We start from the raw sequence: 15,917 nt of genomic DNA, 5'->3' as shown, positions 1-15,917 counted from the left end.
TGCACGCAGGGCCGGTCCCGCCGAAGCGGAACCGGCCCCGTGAGGTGCTGCTGGCCTACTTGGCCCACGCGGCCTGGTGGCCGGCGACCTCGGAGGCCGGGCGCGAGGCCGGACCCGTGTAGACGGCCGACGGCCGGATCAGGCGACCGGTCTTCTTCTGCTCGAGGATGTGCGCCGACCAGCCACCGGTGCGGGCGCAGGTGAACATCGAGGTGAACATGTTCGCCGGGACCTGCGCGAAGTCGAGGACGATGGCCGCCCAGAACTCGACGTTGGTCTCGAGCACCCGGTCGGGACGACGCTCGCGCAGCTCGGCGAGGGCGGCCTGCTCGAGGGCCTCGGCGACCTCGTAGCGCTCGGCGCCGAGCTCCTTCGCCGTGCGGCGCAGGACGCGGGCACGCGGGTCCTCGGCGCGGTAGACGCGGTGGCCGAAGCCCATGAGGCGCTCGCCGGAGTCGAGGAGGTTCTTGACGTACGTGCGTGCGTCGTCCTGCTGCTCGACCTCCTCGATCATGCCGAGGACGCGCGAGGGGGCACCGCCGTGGAGCGGGCCGGACATCGCGCCGATGGCACCCGAGAGGGCGGCCGCGACGTCGGCGCCGGTGGAGGTGATGACGCGGGCGGTGAACGTCGAGGCGTTCATGCCGTGCTCGGCGGCCGAGCTCCAGTAGGCGTCGATCGCCTTGGCGTGCCGCGGGTCGGCCTCGCCGCGCCAGCGGAGGAGGAACTTCTCCGCGAGGGTCTGGCCCTCGTCGACGATGCGCTGCGGCACGACCGGGAGGCCGAGGCCGCGGGCCGACTGGCCGGCCCAGGCGAGCACCATGACGGCGGCGCGGCCGAGGTCCTCGCGGACCTTCTCCGGCGTCGAGTCGTAGGTGTAGGTGATGCCGAACGCCGGCGCGAGCTGCGCGATGGCGGACTGCAGGTCGACGCGCACGTCGCCGGTGTGGACCGGGAGCGAGTACGCCTCGGCGGGCTGCAGGCCCGGGTCGAAGGTGCCGTCGACGAGGAGGCCCCAGACCTTCTCGAACGGGATGCGGCCGGCGATCTCCTCGATGTCCACGCCGCGGTAGCGCAGCGCGGAGCCCTCCTTGTCGGGCTCGGCGATCTCGGTCGCGAAGGCGACGACGCCCTCGAGGCCCTCGTGGACGACGGGGCCGGTGTTCTCCGCGGCAGTCATGGGTGCTCCTTGCTCAACGCGGTCTGGACTGTGTGGCCGCGCCTTGATCGGAAAGGCGGCCTTCCGCATTCAAGCACCATGCCGTCCGGCCGGGACAACTGCCCACCCTGCGGGCCCTCGGCTGCTCGTCGGTTGGTTGGCGCCTGCGCGCGATGATGGAGCCATGGACGCACAGCTGCCCTCCCTCCGGTCCGAGTACGGCGTGGACCGTCCCGTCCGTGCGGTGGCCGAGTCAGACCTTCCTGCGGACCCGATGGACCTCTTCCGGGACTGGTTCGCCGAGGCGCGCGTGCTGACCGAGCCCAACGCCATGGTCGTCGCGACGGTCTCGCCGGACGGGCAGCCATCGAGCCGCATCGTGCTCCTCAAGGGCCTGGACCAGCAGGGCTTCCACTTCTTCACCAACCAGCGCTCCCGCAAGGGGGAGGAGCTGGCGGCCAACCCGCGGTGCGCGCTGCTCTTCCCCTGGCATGGCCTGCAGCGCCAGGTGCGGGTCGAGGGGGTCGCGACGCCGCTCTCGCGGGCCGCGGTCGAGGCCTACTTCCACCAGCGTCCGCGCGGGGCGCAGCTCGGGGCGCTCGCCTCGCCCCAGTCGCAGCCGGTCACGCAGGAGGAGCTGGCCCGGAGGTTCGCCGAGGCCGACGCGGCGTACCCGGACGAGGTGCCGGTGCCCGAGGGCTGGGGCGGGTACGCCGTCCGTCCGCACGCGATCGAGTTCTGGCAGGGCGGGGTCAACCGCCTGCACGACCGGTTCCGCTACGAGCTGACGGACGCCGGCACGTGGTCGGTCCACCGCCTCGCCCCCTGAGGCGGAGGCCGGGAAATGCGACGAGGCGGAGGCCGGGAAATACGACGTTGGTCGTAACGGAACCCACTTGTGAGTGAGTGCTCACTCACTTAGACTCGTCGGCATGTCCAGACGTGCCGCCCGCATGACCGCCGACGACCGGCGGGCCCAGCTCATCGACGTGACGCTGCCCCTGCTCCGCGAGCACGGCCGTGCCACCACCACCAAGCAGATCGCCGAGGCTGCCGGCATCGCCGAGGGCACGATCTTCCGCGCGTTCGAGACCAAGGACGAGCTCTTCCTCTGCGCCCTGGAGAAGGCGTTCGACCCGACCGACCTGATCGAGCGCACCGAGGCGATCGACCTGTCGCTGCCGCTGCGGGAGCGCATGGTCGCGGCGGTGACGCTGCTCTCCGAGCGGTTCACCAGCATGTTCACGCTGATGTCGCGCATGGGGATGCTCCAGCCGCCCCGCGCCCGCCGTCACACCGAGGAGCTCCGGGCCCGCGGCCTCGCCGCCATCGAGGCGCTCCTCGCGCCCGACGCCGATGCCTTCCGTGTCGACGTCCCCCAGGTCGCGCACACCCTGCGCCTCCTGACCTTCTCGGGCAGCCACCCCCACATCACCGAGGGCCGGCTGCTCTCACCCGACCAGATCGTCGATGTCGTCCTGCACGGCACCCTCGCCCCGGTCCCCGCCCAGACGACCCCCACCCAGACGGAGAAGTGAGTTGCTGATCCAGCTCCTGCGCACCCAGCTGCGCCCCTACCGGACGTGGCTCGCCCTCGTGGTCGCGCTGCAGTTCCTGAGCACCCTCGCGATGCTCTTCCTGCCCCACATCAACGCCAAGATCATCGACCAGGGCGTGGCCCGGGGCGACGTCGGCTACATCTGGCGCATGGGCGGCGTGATGCTCGCCGTCAGTCTCGGCCAGATCCTCTGCTCGGTCATCGCCGTGTGGTTCTCCGCCCGCACGTCGATGGGCTTCGGCCGCGACGTCCGCCGGCAGGTCTTCCACCGCGTCGGCTCCTTCTCCAGCCGGGAGATCGCGCAGTTCGGTGCCCCGTCGCTGATCACGCGCGGCACCAACGACGTGCAGCAGGTGCAGATGCTCGTGCTGATGGGCCTGACGATGCTGGTCAGTGCCCCGATCATGATGGCCGGCGGCATCATCATGGCGATGCGCGAGGAGCTCGGCCTCGCCTGGCTGCTCGCGATCACGGTGCCCGCGCTGCTGGTCACGGTCGGCTTCATCATCAGCCGCATGGTGCCGGGCTTCAAGGTCATGCAGGTCCGCATCGACACCGTGAACCGGATCCTGCGCGAGCAGGTCACCGGCATCCGCGTCGTACGCGCCTTCGTGCGGGAGCCGGAGGAGAAGGCGCGCTTCGCTGCCGCCAACCAGGACCTCACCGTCGTCGCCCGCAGCACCGGGCGCTGGATGGGCACGATGTTCCCCACCGTCATGCTGATCATGAACGTCTCGATCGTCGGCGTGTACTGGTTCGGCGGCCACCGCATCGACAGCGGCGAGATGGAGATCGGCTCGCTGACGGCGTTCATGAGCTACCTCATGCAGATCCTGATGAGCGTCATGATGGCCACCTTCATGCTGGTCCAGGTGCCGCGTGCCGCCGTCTGCGCCGAGCGGATCGCGGAGGTCCTCGACACCGACGCTTCGGTCCGTCCGCCCGCCGTCCCGGTGGCGCTGGCGGAGCCGCGCGGGGTGGTCACCTTCGACGGCGTGGGCTTCGCCTACCCGGGTGCCGGTGACCCGGTGCTCAGCGACATCTCGTTCACGGCCCTGCCGGGCCAGACCACGGCGTTCGTCGGCTCGACGGGTGCCGGCAAGTCGACGCTCGTCGACCTCGTCCCGCGCCTGTACGACGCCACCGCCGGTGCGGTCCGCGTCGACGGCGTCGACGTCCGCGACCTCGACCCCGACGTGCTGTGGTCGCTGATCGGCATCGTCCCGCAGAAGTCGTTCCTCTTCAGTGGCACGGTCCGCAGCAACCTGGTGGTCGGCAAGCCCGATGCGACGGATGAGGAGATGTGGGCGGCGCTGCGTGTCGCCCAGGGCGAGGACTTCGTCCGGGCCCTGCCCGAGGGCCTCGACGCCCCGGTGGCGCAGGGCGGCAGCAACTTCTCCGGCGGCCAGCGCCAGCGCCTCGCGATCGCGCGGGCCCTGGTGCGGAAGCCGAAGATCCTCGTCTTCGACGACTCGTTCTCGGCGCTCGACGTGGCGACCGACGCCCGGCTGCGCCGTGCCCTGCCCGAGGTGACCGCGGAGTCGACGGTCCTGCTCGTCGCGCAGCGCGTCAGCTCGATCCTCGACGCCGACCAGATCGTGGTGCTCGACGACGGCCGCATCGTCGGCATCGGCACCCACCACTCCCTGCTCGAGGAGTGCCCCACGTACCAGGAGATCGTCCGGTCCCAGCTGACCGAGGAGGAGGTGGCCTGATGAGCACCACTGCAGAGAACAAGCCGGGTGCCGCTGGTGCCGCGCCCGGCGGCAAGCCCGCGCAGCCCGGCCGGATGAAGCAGACCGAGCGCGTCGTCATGGGCGGCGGCCCCGGCCGCGGTGGCCCGTTCGGCGGGGGCCAGGTCGGGCAGAAGGCCAACGACTTCAAGCCGTCGCTCAAGCGGCTGCTGCGCCGGATGGCGCCCGACCGCGTGCGCATCGCCGGGGTCGTGCTCCTCGGCGTCCTCTCGGTCGCCTTCTCCGTGGTGGCGCCCAAGATCCTGGGCCACGCGACGGACCTGATCTTCAACGGCCTCTTCGGCCGGATGCTCGGTGACGAGCACGCGACCAAGGCCCAGGCCGTCGAGCACGCCCGCGCGACCGGCAACGACTCGCTCGCCTCGATGCTGGACAAGCTCGACGTGGTCCCGGGCGTCGGCGTCGACTTCGGCGCGGTCGGCACCACGCTGCTGATCGTGCTCGGCGTGTACCTGGCCTCGGCGTTCGCGGGCTGGCTGCAGGGCTGGTTCGTCACCGACGTCGTGCAGCGGACGGTGTCGGGCCTGCGCGAGGAGGTCGAGCAGAAGCTGCACCGACTGCCCCTGGGCTACTTCGACCGGCAGCCCCGCGGCGAGCTGCTCAGCCGGGTCACCAACGACATCGACAACCTGTCGCAGTCGCTCCAGCAGACGCTGGCGCAGCTGCTCACCTCCCTCCTCACCGTCGTGGGGGTGCTCGGGATGATGTTCTGGATCTCGCCGCTGCTGGCGGTCATCTCGCTCGCTGCCGTGCCGCTGACCATGATCATCAGCAAGCAGGTGATGGGTCGCTCGCAGGGCCTCTTCGTGGAGCAGTGGCGGCGCACGGGTGCGCTCAACGCCCAGATCGAGGAGACCTTCTCGGGGCACGCGCTGGTCCGGGTCTACGGCCGCCTGCCGGAGGCCGAGGAGCGCTTCGCCGAGCAGAACGAGGCGCTCTTCAAGGCCTCGTTCGGCGCGCAGTTCGTGAGCGGCTTGATCATGCCGCTGATGATGTTCGTCGGAAACCTCAACTACGTCATCGTGGCCGTCGTCGGTGGCCTGAAGGTGGCGTCGGGCTCGATGAGCCTCGGTGACGTGCAGGCGTTCATCCAGTACTCCCGCCAGTTCACCCAGCCGCTGACCCAGGTCGCCTCGATGGCCAACCTGCTCCAGTCCGGCGTGGCCTCGGCCGAGCGTGTCTTCGAGCTGCTCGACGCCGAGGAGGAGTCCGAGGAGCCGGAGGCCTCGACGGACCGGGGCGTCACCCGGGGCGCGGTCCGGTTCGAGGACGTCGCCTTCTCGTACGAGCCGGACCGTGAGCTGATCACGGACCTGTCGCTCGACGTGCAGCCGGGCCAGACGGTCGCGATCGTCGGTCCCACGGGCGCGGGCAAGACCACGCTGGTCAACCTGATCCTGCGCTTCTACGAGCTCGACGGCGGGCGGATCACCCTCGACGGTGTGGACATCGCCGGGATGCAGCGCCGCGAGCTCCGGGACCGGATCGGGATGGTCCTCCAGGACACCTGGCTCTTCGAGGGCACGATCCGCGACAACATCGCCTACGGCCGCCCCGAGGCCACGGAGGAGGAGATCCTCGAGGCCGCCCGGGCGACGTTCGTCGACCGCTTCGTGCACTCGCTGCCCGACGGCTACGACACCGTGATCTCCGGTGACGGCGGCTCGGTGTCGGCGGGCGAGCGCCAGCTGATCACCATCGCCCGGGCGTTCCTGAGCGACCCCGCCCTGCTGATCCTCGACGAGGCGACCTCCTCGGTCGACACGCGCACCGAGCTGCTGCTGCAGCAGGCGATGGCGGCGCTCCGCTCCGACCGGACCAGCTTCGTCATCGCACACCGGCTCTCGACGATCCGCGACGCCGACCTGATCCTGGTCATGGAGGACGGCCGGATCGTCGAGCAGGGCTCGCACGCGCAGCTGCTCGAGGCCGATGGTGCCTACGCCGCCCTCTACCGCTCGCAGTTCGAGTCGGCCGTCGACGCCGCCTGACGCTCCGGAAAACCCTTCGACGGTACGCCGACCCCGGCGTACCGTCGAAGGACACGAGAGAGGAGGTGGTCCGACCGATGATTTCTGCAAGGACGCGTGAGGTGGCTGCGCGCTAGCGCACACAGGGTGGCGTCGCTGCCGTGGCATCTGTCGCTGGCGAATCCACCGCGGTCACCGCGACCCGCAGGCCCCGGCCCTCGTCCTGGCCGGCTCTGATGGCCTGCGGGTCGTGCGCATCCCGGGCCGGCTCAGAGCCGCAGGATCCAGGTGGCGGTGTCCGCGCCACCGGGCTCGTCGCCACTGCAGAGCAGCACCTCGCCGCCGGCCAGCAGCTCGTCGATCCGGTCCGGGGCGACGGGGGATCCGCCGGTGTTGAGGTGGCAGGTGAGCGGGCCGCGGCGCAGCACCAGCTCGGACGGCGTTCCCTCGATCTGCAGGTCGGCGTCACGGAGGCGGTCCTGCAGTCCGCGCCGTGTGGCGAGCACGCGGCGCACCCACTCCAGGGTCGAGGTCTCGTCGCCGGTCTGGGCCTCGACTGCGAGGTCGGCCCACTCCTCGGGCTGGGGGAGCCATGGCTGCCCCTCGCCCGGGCCGAAGCCGAAGGGCGGCTTGGTGCCCGACCACGGCATCGGCACGCGGCAGCCGTCGCGGCCGCCGCGGCCCGGCACGTTGGCCCGCGGGTCCTGCATGAGGTGGCGGGGCACGTCGACCTGCGGGAGGCCGAGCTCCTCGCCCTGGTGGATGTACGCCGACCCCGGCAGCGCCAGCATCGTCAGCAGCGCGGCCCGCCAGCGGGCCAGCCCGAGCGGGCCGCCCCCGTACCGCGTGACCGGGCGGACCACGTCGTGGTTGCCGAGCACCCAGGTCGGTGCGGGCACCACGGCCAGCGTCTGCTCGATCACCCCGCGGAACGCCTCGGCCGACCACGGCGCCGCCAGCCAGTGGAAGTTGAACGCCTGCTGCAGCTCGTCACGGCGCACGAAGTCGGCGAGGTCCTGCGGGTCGCGGACCCACGCCTCGGCGATCGCCATGCGGTCGCCGTCGTACGACGCGAGGAGCCGGTGCCACCGGCGGTAGACCTCGTGCACCTCCGGCTGGTTCCACATCGGGGTGTGCGAGGGACGCTGCGTGATCAGCGACTCGCCGGGGTCCGCCGACTCCCCGGGTGCCAGGCGCTGGTCGGGAAGGCCGGCGGCCTTGAAGAGCCCGTGCGCGACATCGATGCGGATGCCGTCGACACCGCGGTCGAGCCAGAAGCGCAGGATCCGCTCGAACTCGGCGGGCACGTCGGGGTGGTGCCAGTTGAGGTCGGGCTGCGAGGTGTCGAAGAGGTGGAGGTACCACTCGCCGGGCAGGTCCGGGTCGGCGGGGACGCGGGTCCACGCCGGTCCCTCGAAGCGGGACATCCAGTTGTTGGGCGGCTGCTCCACGCCGTCGGGTCCGACGCGCCCTGCGCGGAAGAGGTAGCGCTCGCGCTCGGAGGAGCCCGGTCCGGCGGCCAGGGCCGCCTGGAACCACGGGTGCTGGCTCGAGGTGTGGTTGGGCACCAGGTCCACGATCACCCGGAGCCCGAGCTCGTGCGCGCGGGCCAGCAGGTCGTCGGCGTCCGCGAGCTGCCCGAAGAGCGGGTCGACGGCGTAGTAGTCGCTGACGTCGTAGCCGTGGTCGGCCTGCGGGGAGGCGTAGAAGGGCGTGACCCACAGGGCGTCGACACCGAGGTCGCGCAGGTAGGGGAGGCGCGAGGTGATGCCCGGGAGGTCGCCGACGCCGTCGCCGTCGGAGTCGGCGAAGGAGCGGACGTAGACCTGGTAGACGACACCGTGGAGCCACCACGGGTCGGTCCGGGGTGCGGTCGGAGCGCTCATGCCCCGACTGTGCCAGAGACCTGTGAACGAAGCGTGTCCGGGGGATAAGGGATGATGGGACGTGTGAGCGACCTCATCGACACCACCGAGATGTACCTCCGCACGATCTACGAGCTGATCGAGGAAGGGATCGTCCCGCTGCGGGCCCGTATCGCGGAGCGCCTGCACCAGAGTGGCCCCACCGTGTCGCAGACCGTCGCCCGTCTGGAGCGCGACGGGCTGCTCACTGTGGAGGGTGACCGCCACCTGGAGCTCACCGAGTCCGGCCGCCAGCTGGCCACCCGGGTCATGCGCAAGCACCGCCTCGCCGAGCGGCTGCTCACCGACGTCATCGGCCTCGACTGGGAGCTCGTGCACGCCGAAGCCTGCCGCTGGGAGCACGTGATCTCGGAGCAGGTCGAGCGGCGCCTGCTCGAGCTGCTGGGCAACCCGACCGAGTCGCCCTACGGCAACCCGATCCCCGGCCTCGACGAGCTCGGCCAGTCCGGTGACGTCGACGGGTTCATGGAGGGCGTCGAGCCGCTGGCCGCGATCACCGGTCCCGGTGAGGTGCGCGTCCTGGTCCGCCGCATCTCCGAGGAGACCCAGAAGGACGAGGCGCTGATGTCCGCGCTGCGTCGCGTCGGTGCGCTGCCCGGCCAGACCGTGACCGCGGCCCCCACCCGCGAGGGCGTCCTGGTCGGCTCCGGCGGCGAGACCGCCGAGGTCATGCTGGACTCGGCGGACCACATCTTCGTCAGCCGCCGCTGATCGCGCTCAGCTGCCGTAGCGCAGCTGGGCCCGGGCCTTCGCCTTCGCCGCCTCGACCGCACGGTCCTTGGGCGGCGCACTGGTCACCAGCCGGTCGAGCAGGTGCTGGGTGATGTGCGCGATCTCGTGCACGGCCTCGTCGAACGCGGCCTGGTTGGCCTGCGACGGCTTCACCGTGCCGGAGACCTTGCGGACGAACTGCAGCGCGGCGGCGGTCACCTCGTCGGAGGTCGCGGGCGGCTCGAAGTTGTTGAGCGGACGGATGTTGCGGCACATGTCTTCACGGTAGCCCGCGCTCGTCCGCCCGGGGCGGCGGAAGGACGGGCCCCGGGCGGAGGACGTCAGAGGAAGCGGGCGCTGTCCTCCGTCACCAGGGCGACCCGACCGTCGGGCAGCGGGACCGTGCGCAGCGCGGCGACGTCGTCGTACCCCTCGGTGCCCTTGACGTTGTGGCGCCGCAGCGATCCGTCCGCGCCGACCTCCAGCACCGAGACCCAGCCGGTCATGCCGCCGGTCCGGCCGTAGCGCGCGATCACGGTGTACGCCGTGTGGCTGGCCGGGACCCAGGTGAACTGCCGCGGGTCCTGGCCGGCCATCACCTGGATGTTGCGCGCGTAGGTGTTCTGCCCCTGGCGGACGGGGTGGGTCGGGTCGCTGAGGTCGAAGACCGCGACCTTGCCCCCGCGGCTCATCCCGCGGCCGTCCGCATCGACGCCGAGCCCGAGGACCCGGTGGTCGCCGATCGGGTGCAGGTAGTCGGAGTAGCCGGGCACCTTCAGGGCACCGAGGGCCTTCGGGTGGGCCGGGTGCGACAGGTCGATCGCGTAGAGCGGGTCCACCTGGCGGAAGGTCACCAGCACCGCGAGGTCGTCGAACCAGCGCACCGACTGGATCTGCTCGCCGACGCCGAGCCGGTCGACGCGACCCAGCGGCTCGAGGGCCCCCGCGCCCTCCTGGAGGGTGACGATCGAGTTCCAGTCCCCGGTCTGCTGGGTCGGGCTGACCGCCACCCGGAGCGTGCCGTCCACGGCGTCCATCGCCCAGCGGTCGTCGACCCGGCCCTCCACCTCGCCGCTCCCGAGGTACGACGCGGTCGTGCCGTGGAGCCGGAAGGCGTGGATCTGGGTGGTGCCGTCCTCCCCGCCGCCGCCCGGCCAGGGGCCGGGCACGGTCCGGTCGACGAGTGGACCGACGCAGTCGAAGCAGCCACGACCGGAGCCGGACGTCGCCAGGTAGAGCCGGTCGGCCGACGAGTAGACGATGTCGGAGCCGGTCGCCACCCCCGTGGACGACCGCTCCTCCGGCGTCGCGCCCGACCAGCCGACGACCGAGACGGTGCCCGCCCCGGTGAAGTCCTCCGGGCGCGCCATGTCCGCGCAGTCGACGACCTGCGTCGTGCGGTCGCCCTCCGTGACCGACGGCAGCCAGTCGCTGATCGTGGAGCGCGCGAGTACCTCGCGGTTCTTCTCCAGCGCCTTCTTCTCGGTCAGGCCGCCGTGCGGGGACACGAAGTCGAGCATCGGCAGGCCGGTGCCGAGCACCAGCCGCACGGTGTCGCCGTACTGCCGGGCGGAGAGCAGGTTCGCGGCGTACGACGCGGAGTCGGTGACCTTCGGCGCCGACGGCGTGGAGAGGTCGACCGTGTCCACGCGCGTGCTCGGGGTGCCGTCGGCGTCCCAGCGCTGCGAGAGGACGACGGCGTCGTGGCCGACGAGCAGGAGCTCGGGCTGTGCCTTCTGGCTGCCGGGGAGGTCCAGGCGCCCGACCCGCGCGGGCCTCGTGCCCGTGACGTCGTAGACGACCAGGTCGTCGCCGACCATCCGGAGCAGGACCGCACCGTCCGTCTTCACCACGTCGGGCTCGTCGACGCCGGCCTCCTGCACGTTCGTGCCGGTGGCGCTGGAGGACCGGCTGTCGATGCCGCTGGCCGCTGACTCACGTCCGGCGGCCGAGGCGGCCAGGGGAAGCTGGGAGTCGGTCTTCGCGCCACGCATGGCCATGTCGTCGACCACCAGCCCGCCGCCCCAGCCCCAGGCCGTGACCAGGTCGCGGCTGTTGTCGACGTACCAGCCCAGCAGGCTGTCGCAGTCGCCCGCGGCGACGAGCGAGAGGTCGCCGGAGGCCAGCCGGTGGCCGGCCGCGGGCGGCGCGACGACACGGGTCGCCGGCGTGTGGTGGTCCGTGCCGCCGACGTGGACGCCGGCGGCGAACGCGCCGCCGAGGGCCAGGGCCGCGACACCGGTGATCGCGAGGGTCTTCGAGGTCGTCATGCACCTGTGACGCGCGGCACCGCTGACCGGTTCCCGTCGCTGCGGGTGGTGCGGCAGAGTGGCGCCATGAGCACCGATCGCGAGTTCGACATCGTCCTCTTCGGCGCCACCGGGTTCACCGGTGGCCTCACCGCGGAGTACCTCGCCCGCAACGCACCCGCACGGCTGCGGTGGGCACTCGCCGGCCGCAACGCGGACAAGCTCGCGAAGGTGCGCGAGCGGCTGAGCGCCATCGACCCGCGCCTGGAGACGATGGAGCTGGTGGTTGTCGACGCGGGGGACCAGGCGGCCCTGGAGCAGGTCGTGGCCCGTACCAGGGTCGTCATCACGACGGTCGGTCCGTATCTCGCCCTCGGCGGCCCGCTCGTCGCCGCCTGCGCGGCCCAGGGCACCGACTACGTCGACCTCACCGGGGAGCCCGAGTTCGTGGACCGCATGTACCTCGAGCACCACGCCACGGCCGAGGCCAGCGGCGCCCGCATCGTGCACGCCTGCGGCTTCGACTCGATCCCGCACGACCTCGGCGCCTACTACACGGTGCAGCAGCTCGACACCTCCGGCCCGGTGACGCTGCGCGGTGTCGTGCGCTCGGACGCGATGGCGTCGGGCGGCACCTTCCACTCGTTCCTCGGTGCGGCGAGCCGGGCCCGCCAGATGGCGCAGGCGGCGAAGGAGCGCAAGGCCGTCGAGCCGCGCCCGCAGGGCCGTCGCAGCCGCGCGGTCGCCGGACGGCCGGGCCGTGACAAGGAGCTCGGCTACTGGCTCGTGCCGCTCCCGACCATCGACCCGACGATCGTCGCCCGCAGCGGCGCGGCTCTCGCGTCGTACGGACCGGACTTCCGCTACTCGCACTACGCGGGCACCAAGACCCTGCGGTACGCCGTGGGCGGTGCCGCGGTGGTCGGCGCCATCGCGTCCGCCGCGCAGGTCAAGCCGCTGCGTGAGGCGATGGGCCGGCGGATGCCGCAGGGCGAGGGCCCGAGTGAGAAGAAGCGGAAGAAGTCGTGGTTCACCGTCGACTTCATCGGCGAGGCGGCCGGCCGCACGATCCACACGCGGGTCTCCGGCGGCGACCCGGGCTACACCGAGACCTCGAAGATGCTCGCGGAGTCGGCGCTCTGCCTCGCCTTCGACGAGAACCCGCCAACCGCCGGCATGGTCACCACCGCCCAGGCGATGGGGGAGTCGCTCATCCGGCGCCTGCAGGCGGCGGGCATCCGCTTCCAGGTGGTCGGCTGACCGTCGTCGGTCAGATGCGGGCGTCGACGACCCGCACGAGGCGGGCACCGGCCCGCAGGTGCGGCGGCAGGTCGAACCGCTCGGCGTCGGGACGGTGCAGGCGCGCCTCGCGGAATCCCGCCTCGAGCAGCGCGCCCTCGGCCGCCGCCGCGTCGGCGAAGTGGAAGTGGATCCGACCCCGCACGAACGCGCCGAGCAGGGTCGAGAACGCCGACAGCACGGTGCTGCTGTTCTCGCCGGCCAGGTGCAGGTCGGAGAGGTAGAGCCCTGCCGGGAAGCGGCTCAGCTGCGTCGCGAGCCGGCTCCAGAGACCCGTCACGGCCTCGGTCGGCAGGTAGTTGAGCAGCCCTTCGGTGATGACAGCGGTGCCGACCGTGGGGTCGAGCCCGGCCATGACGGCGTCGAGCGACTGCGGACCCTCCGTGGCCAGGGCGTCGAAGTCGACGACGTGGTGGGTCGTCGAGCCCGGGCCCCCGACGCGCTCCAGCGCCTCACGCTTGAGCCGGGCCATGCCGGGCAGGTCCGCCTCCACGTAGGTCAGCCGCTCGCCGTACGCCGCGGCGTACTGGTGGCCGCGCGGGGAGAGGCCCGCTGCGATCTCGACGACCTGGCCGACGCGGCCGCTGTCGATGGCCTCGGACAGGAGCTGGTCCATCGCCCGGTGGCGGCCCAGGAGCAGGCCCTCGAGCGTCGGGCCGCCCGCGCCCGCGGAGGCAGCCATCGCGGGCCGGAGGGCGTTGTAGAGGACGGCGCCGGTGCGCGTCGCGAGACCGGCCGGACCCACGCCGTGCCGGGCCCAGACGTAGCCCGTGTAGTGCGCGGTCGGGCTGATCGCGGCCGAGGTCCGGCGCAGGGTCATGGTCGTGCCCTTCCTCGCGCGCGACCAGGCGTCGTGCGTGGCGCCCCAGGCAGGATTCGAACCTGCGACACCCGCTTTAGGAGAGCGGTGCTCTATCCCCTGAGCTACTAGGGCCACGTCGCCCGGCGGGCCACCACGGGGGCAGGCCGACGACGCGACGGCGTACATCCTTGCACGCCGCGTCGGGAGTCCCGGGGCGGGATGCTTTTGTCCGATCGGGCCGCACCCGTCACAATGCAAGGAATGTGCGCAGGGTCTTCTGTCGGGGAGGAGGCCGTGCCGCCTCCGACCGAAGGATTCCGTTGACGCAGCAGAGCGCAGCGCGGCACCGTGCCGCGGCATCTCGGCAGCACCACGTGCTCCGGACCTTCGGCTACGGCGTCCTGACGCTGACCGTCGCGATGACGCTCTTCGTCTGCTACACGTACCGCACGCTCAACGCCAACCTCAACGTCGTCGACCTCAACGGACTCCTGACGAACCGCCCGGCCAAGGTCAACACCGGCCCGAAGGGTCCGCTCAACATCCTCGTCATGGGCTCGGACTCGCGTGACGGCAAGGGCAACAACATCGACGGCCTCACCAACGACGGCCAGCGCTCCGACACCACGATCATCGTGCACCTGTCGGCGGACCGGAAGCACGCCTACGGCGTCAGCCTCCCGCGCGACGCCATGGTGCAGCGGCCCGACTGCAAGAAGCGCAACGGCGACACCATCCCGGGTGGCTTCGCCATGTTCAACGCCGCCTTCTCCTACGGCGGCCCCACCTGCACCGTGCAGCAGGTCGAGCAGCTGACGGGTATCCGCATCGACGACTTCGTCGTGGTCGACTTCAGCGGCTTCAAGGACATGGTGGACGCGGTCCACGGCGTGCGGATCTGCGTGCCCGAGGACGTCGACGACACCGTCGGCAACATCCACCTCAAGGCCGGCACCCGCACGGTCAAGGGGCGCGAGGCGCTCGACTACGTCCGCGTGCGCCACGGCATCTCGGCCAACGGCGACATCGGCCGGATGAAGCGCCAGCAGGTCTTCATCGCCTCGATGATCAACAAGGTGATGAGCGCGGGCACCCTGGCGAACCCGGTCCGCCTGATCAACTTCCTCAAGGCCGCGACGAAGTCGCTGACCGTCGACAAGGGCCTGGGCAACCTCAAGAAGATCGCGGACCTGGGCCTGCAGTTCAAGGGCATCAGCCTCGACGACATCAAGTTCATCACCGTGCCCTTCACCAGCTACGAGCCGGACCCGAACCGGCTCGTGTGGACCTCCGACGCCGACAAGCTCTGGCGCAAGATCCGCAACGACCAGCCGCTGTCGAAGAAGCTCTCCTCCGACGCGGTCAGCGCCGGCGACGAGGGCTCGAAGAGCGACAAGGGTGGCAAGGGCAAGCCCTCCTCCTCGTCCTCGCCGAGCTCGTCGCCGGGCGCCGACTCCACCGCGGACGACGCGACCCACGAGGAGATCGCCCGCGAGAACGGGCTCTGCGCATGAGCGAGCCGTCCTCGACGTCGCCGGATGAGCAGGCGGGACCGGTCGCGGCTCCCGAGCCCAGCGACCCGCCCGCCGCGGCGCAGCCCGCCCAGCCGGCCGAGCCCGCGTGGAAGCGCAAGGCGCGTCTCGCGGCGGTCTTCGGCGACGTCGTGCCGGAGAGCACCGGTGACGACCGCGACGAGCAGCGCTCGAGTGGCACCTCGGAGGAGTGGCTCAAGCGGCAGGTCCCGCCCCACCACGGCTGAGGCTGTGGACGACGCCGGCGGGGTCCGGCGTACCCGGCCTAGCGTCGCGGCATGGACTTCTCGGGAGTACGCCGACGGCTCGGCGCCGTCGCTGGTGAGCTGCGCCGCGCGATCCTGGTGCGCCGGAGGCTGCTGAGCGCGGTGTGTGCGGCCGTTGCGGTGCTGGCGACCGTGCGGGCGGTCGCGCCGCCGCCTCCCCGCACGGCTGCCGTCCTGGTCGCGGTGCGTGCGCTCGCCGCGGGCGAGGTGGTGGGCGCTGCCGATGTCGCGAGCACGGCGCTGCCGGTCGCGGTCGTGCCGTCGGACGCGGCGGCTGCTCCGGTCGGGCGGACGCTGGCCGGTGCCGTCGCTCCGGGCGAGGTGGTCACCGAGGCGAGGCTGGTCGGTCCGTCACTGCTGGAGGGCCACGACGGCCTCGTCGCGATGCCGGTCCGGATCGCCGACGCCGCCGTGGTGGGCCTGCTCCGGGTGGGGGACCGGGTCGACCTCTTCGCCGCCGACCCGGCTGCGGCGACCCCCTCGGGGGTGCTCGTCCTCCAGGCGGGGCTGGTGCTCGCGCTGCCGCGCCAGACGGAGGCGCCGACTGACGGCCAGCGGGGGAGGCTCCTCGTCCTCGCGGTCACGGCGGACCAGGGAGTGGAGATCGCCGGTCGTGCGGCGCGGGGCCTACTGACGGTCGCTCTGGCCCGCTAGTCTGCCTGCGACATCGTCATGCTCGGGGCATGGCGGAC

14 protein-coding genes and 1 tRNA gene are annotated in these 15,917 nt (G+C 71.9%); 9 read left to right on the top strand and 6 right to left on the bottom strand.

The annotated features are described in order from the left end of the window. Nucleotides 1-55: 55 nt before the first annotated feature. Nucleotides 56-1,180, bottom strand: coding sequence for a citrate synthase 2 (locus Q5722_RS04930; RefSeq protein ID WP_305027097.1), 1,125 nt, complete (start codon nt 1,178-1,180; stop codon nt 56-58). 163 nt (nt 1,181-1,343) lie between these two features. On the opposite strand from Q5722_RS04930, the gene pdxH reads away from it, so the two are divergent. The 4 genes from pdxH (at nt 1,344) to Q5722_RS04910 (ending at nt 6,462) form a co-directional block, all read left to right on the top strand. Further along, entirely contained in the window at nt 1,344-1,988 is a 645-nt protein-coding gene (gene pdxH / locus Q5722_RS04925) for a pyridoxamine 5'-phosphate oxidase (protein WP_305027096.1), read from the top strand. A gap of 103 nt (nt 1,989-2,091) precedes the next feature. Further along, nucleotides 2,092-2,697, top strand: a complete 606-nt coding sequence (locus tag Q5722_RS04920) for a TetR/AcrR family transcriptional regulator (RefSeq protein WP_305027095.1) — start codon at nt 2,092-2,094, stop codon at nt 2,695-2,697. A 1-nt stretch (nt 2,698) separates the two neighbouring features. Continuing rightward, nucleotides 2,699-4,432, top strand: a complete 1,734-nt coding sequence (locus Q5722_RS04915; protein ID WP_305027094.1) for an ABC transporter ATP-binding protein — start codon at nt 2,699-2,701, stop codon at nt 4,430-4,432. After that, nucleotides 4,432-6,462, top strand: coding sequence for an ABC transporter ATP-binding protein (locus Q5722_RS04910; protein ID WP_305027093.1), 2,031 nt, complete (start codon nt 4,432-4,434; stop codon nt 6,460-6,462). Before Q5722_RS04915 ends, Q5722_RS04910 begins: the two co-directional genes overlap by 1 nt. Before the next feature lie 248 nt (nt 6,463-6,710). Here Q5722_RS04910 and Q5722_RS04905 read toward each other — a convergent pair whose 3' ends face one another. After that, on the bottom strand, nt 6,711-8,327 hold the full coding sequence (locus tag Q5722_RS04905; protein ID WP_305027092.1) for a glycoside hydrolase family 13 protein: 1,617 nt from the start codon (nt 8,325-8,327) through the stop codon (nt 6,711-6,713). A 63-nt stretch (nt 8,328-8,390) separates the two neighbouring features. On the opposite strand from Q5722_RS04905, the gene Q5722_RS04900 reads away from it, so the two are divergent. After that, nucleotides 8,391-9,077, top strand: a complete 687-nt coding sequence (locus Q5722_RS04900) for an iron-dependent transcriptional repressor DtxR (protein WP_305027091.1) — start codon at nt 8,391-8,393, stop codon at nt 9,075-9,077. Nucleotides 9,078-9,083: 6 nt separating this feature from the next. Here the strand turns inward: Q5722_RS04900 and Q5722_RS04895 are convergent, their stop codons facing one another. Together Q5722_RS04895 and Q5722_RS04890 are read right to left on the bottom strand one after the other, a co-directional pair. Continuing rightward, nucleotides 9,084-9,353: a DUF2277 domain-containing protein gene (locus Q5722_RS04895; protein ID WP_305027090.1), complete on the bottom strand. Its 270-nt coding sequence runs from the start codon at nt 9,351-9,353 to the stop codon at nt 9,084-9,086. Between the two features lie 65 nt (nt 9,354-9,418). Beyond that, nucleotides 9,419-11,347 (bottom strand): beta-propeller domain-containing protein, encoded by a 1,929-nt coding sequence (locus tag Q5722_RS04890; protein WP_305027089.1) that lies wholly within the window; start codon nt 11,345-11,347, stop codon nt 9,419-9,421. Between the two features lie 66 nt (nt 11,348-11,413). Between Q5722_RS04890 and Q5722_RS04885 the strand changes: the two genes are divergently transcribed. Then, complete coding sequence (locus Q5722_RS04885; protein WP_305027088.1) at nt 11,414-12,586, top strand: saccharopine dehydrogenase family protein; 1,173 nt, start codon at nt 11,414-11,416, stop codon at nt 12,584-12,586. 10 nt (nt 12,587-12,596) lie between these two features. Here the strand turns inward: Q5722_RS04885 and Q5722_RS04880 are convergent, their stop codons facing one another. After that, on the bottom strand, nt 12,597-13,445 hold the full coding sequence (locus tag Q5722_RS04880; protein ID WP_305027087.1) for a class I SAM-dependent methyltransferase: 849 nt from the start codon (nt 13,443-13,445) through the stop codon (nt 12,597-12,599). 38 nt (nt 13,446-13,483) lie between these two features. Further along, a tRNA-Arg gene (locus tag Q5722_RS04875) sits at nt 13,484-13,559 on the bottom strand. A gap of 188 nt (nt 13,560-13,747) precedes the next feature. Between Q5722_RS04875 and Q5722_RS04870 the strand changes: the two genes are divergently transcribed. Genes Q5722_RS04870 through Q5722_RS04860 form a run of 3 tightly spaced genes read left to right on the top strand, consistent with a single transcriptional unit; the run spans nt 13,748 to nt 15,879 of the window. Then, complete coding sequence (locus tag Q5722_RS04870) at nt 13,748-14,941, top strand: LCP family protein (RefSeq protein ID WP_305027086.1); 1,194 nt, start codon at nt 13,748-13,750, stop codon at nt 14,939-14,941. Continuing rightward, the gene (locus tag Q5722_RS04865; protein ID WP_305027085.1) at nt 14,938-15,186 is read left to right on the top strand and encodes a hypothetical protein; all 249 of its coding nucleotides are present in this window, start codon (nt 14,938-14,940) and stop codon (nt 15,184-15,186) included. The genes Q5722_RS04870 and Q5722_RS04865 overlap by 4 nt, the downstream gene beginning before the upstream one ends. A gap of 51 nt (nt 15,187-15,237) precedes the next feature. Beyond that, the gene (locus Q5722_RS04860; RefSeq protein ID WP_305027084.1) at nt 15,238-15,879 is read left to right on the top strand and encodes an SAF domain-containing protein; all 642 of its coding nucleotides are present in this window, start codon (nt 15,238-15,240) and stop codon (nt 15,877-15,879) included. Nucleotides 15,880-15,917 lie beyond the last annotated feature (38 nt).

The sequence above is a fragment of the Nocardioides jiangxiensis genome (assembly GCF_030580915.1).
Classification (GTDB): domain Bacteria; phylum Actinomycetota; class Actinomycetes; order Propionibacteriales; family Nocardioidaceae; genus Nocardioides; species Nocardioides jiangxiensis.
This window is presented reverse-complemented; position numbering and strand designations above follow the sequence as displayed.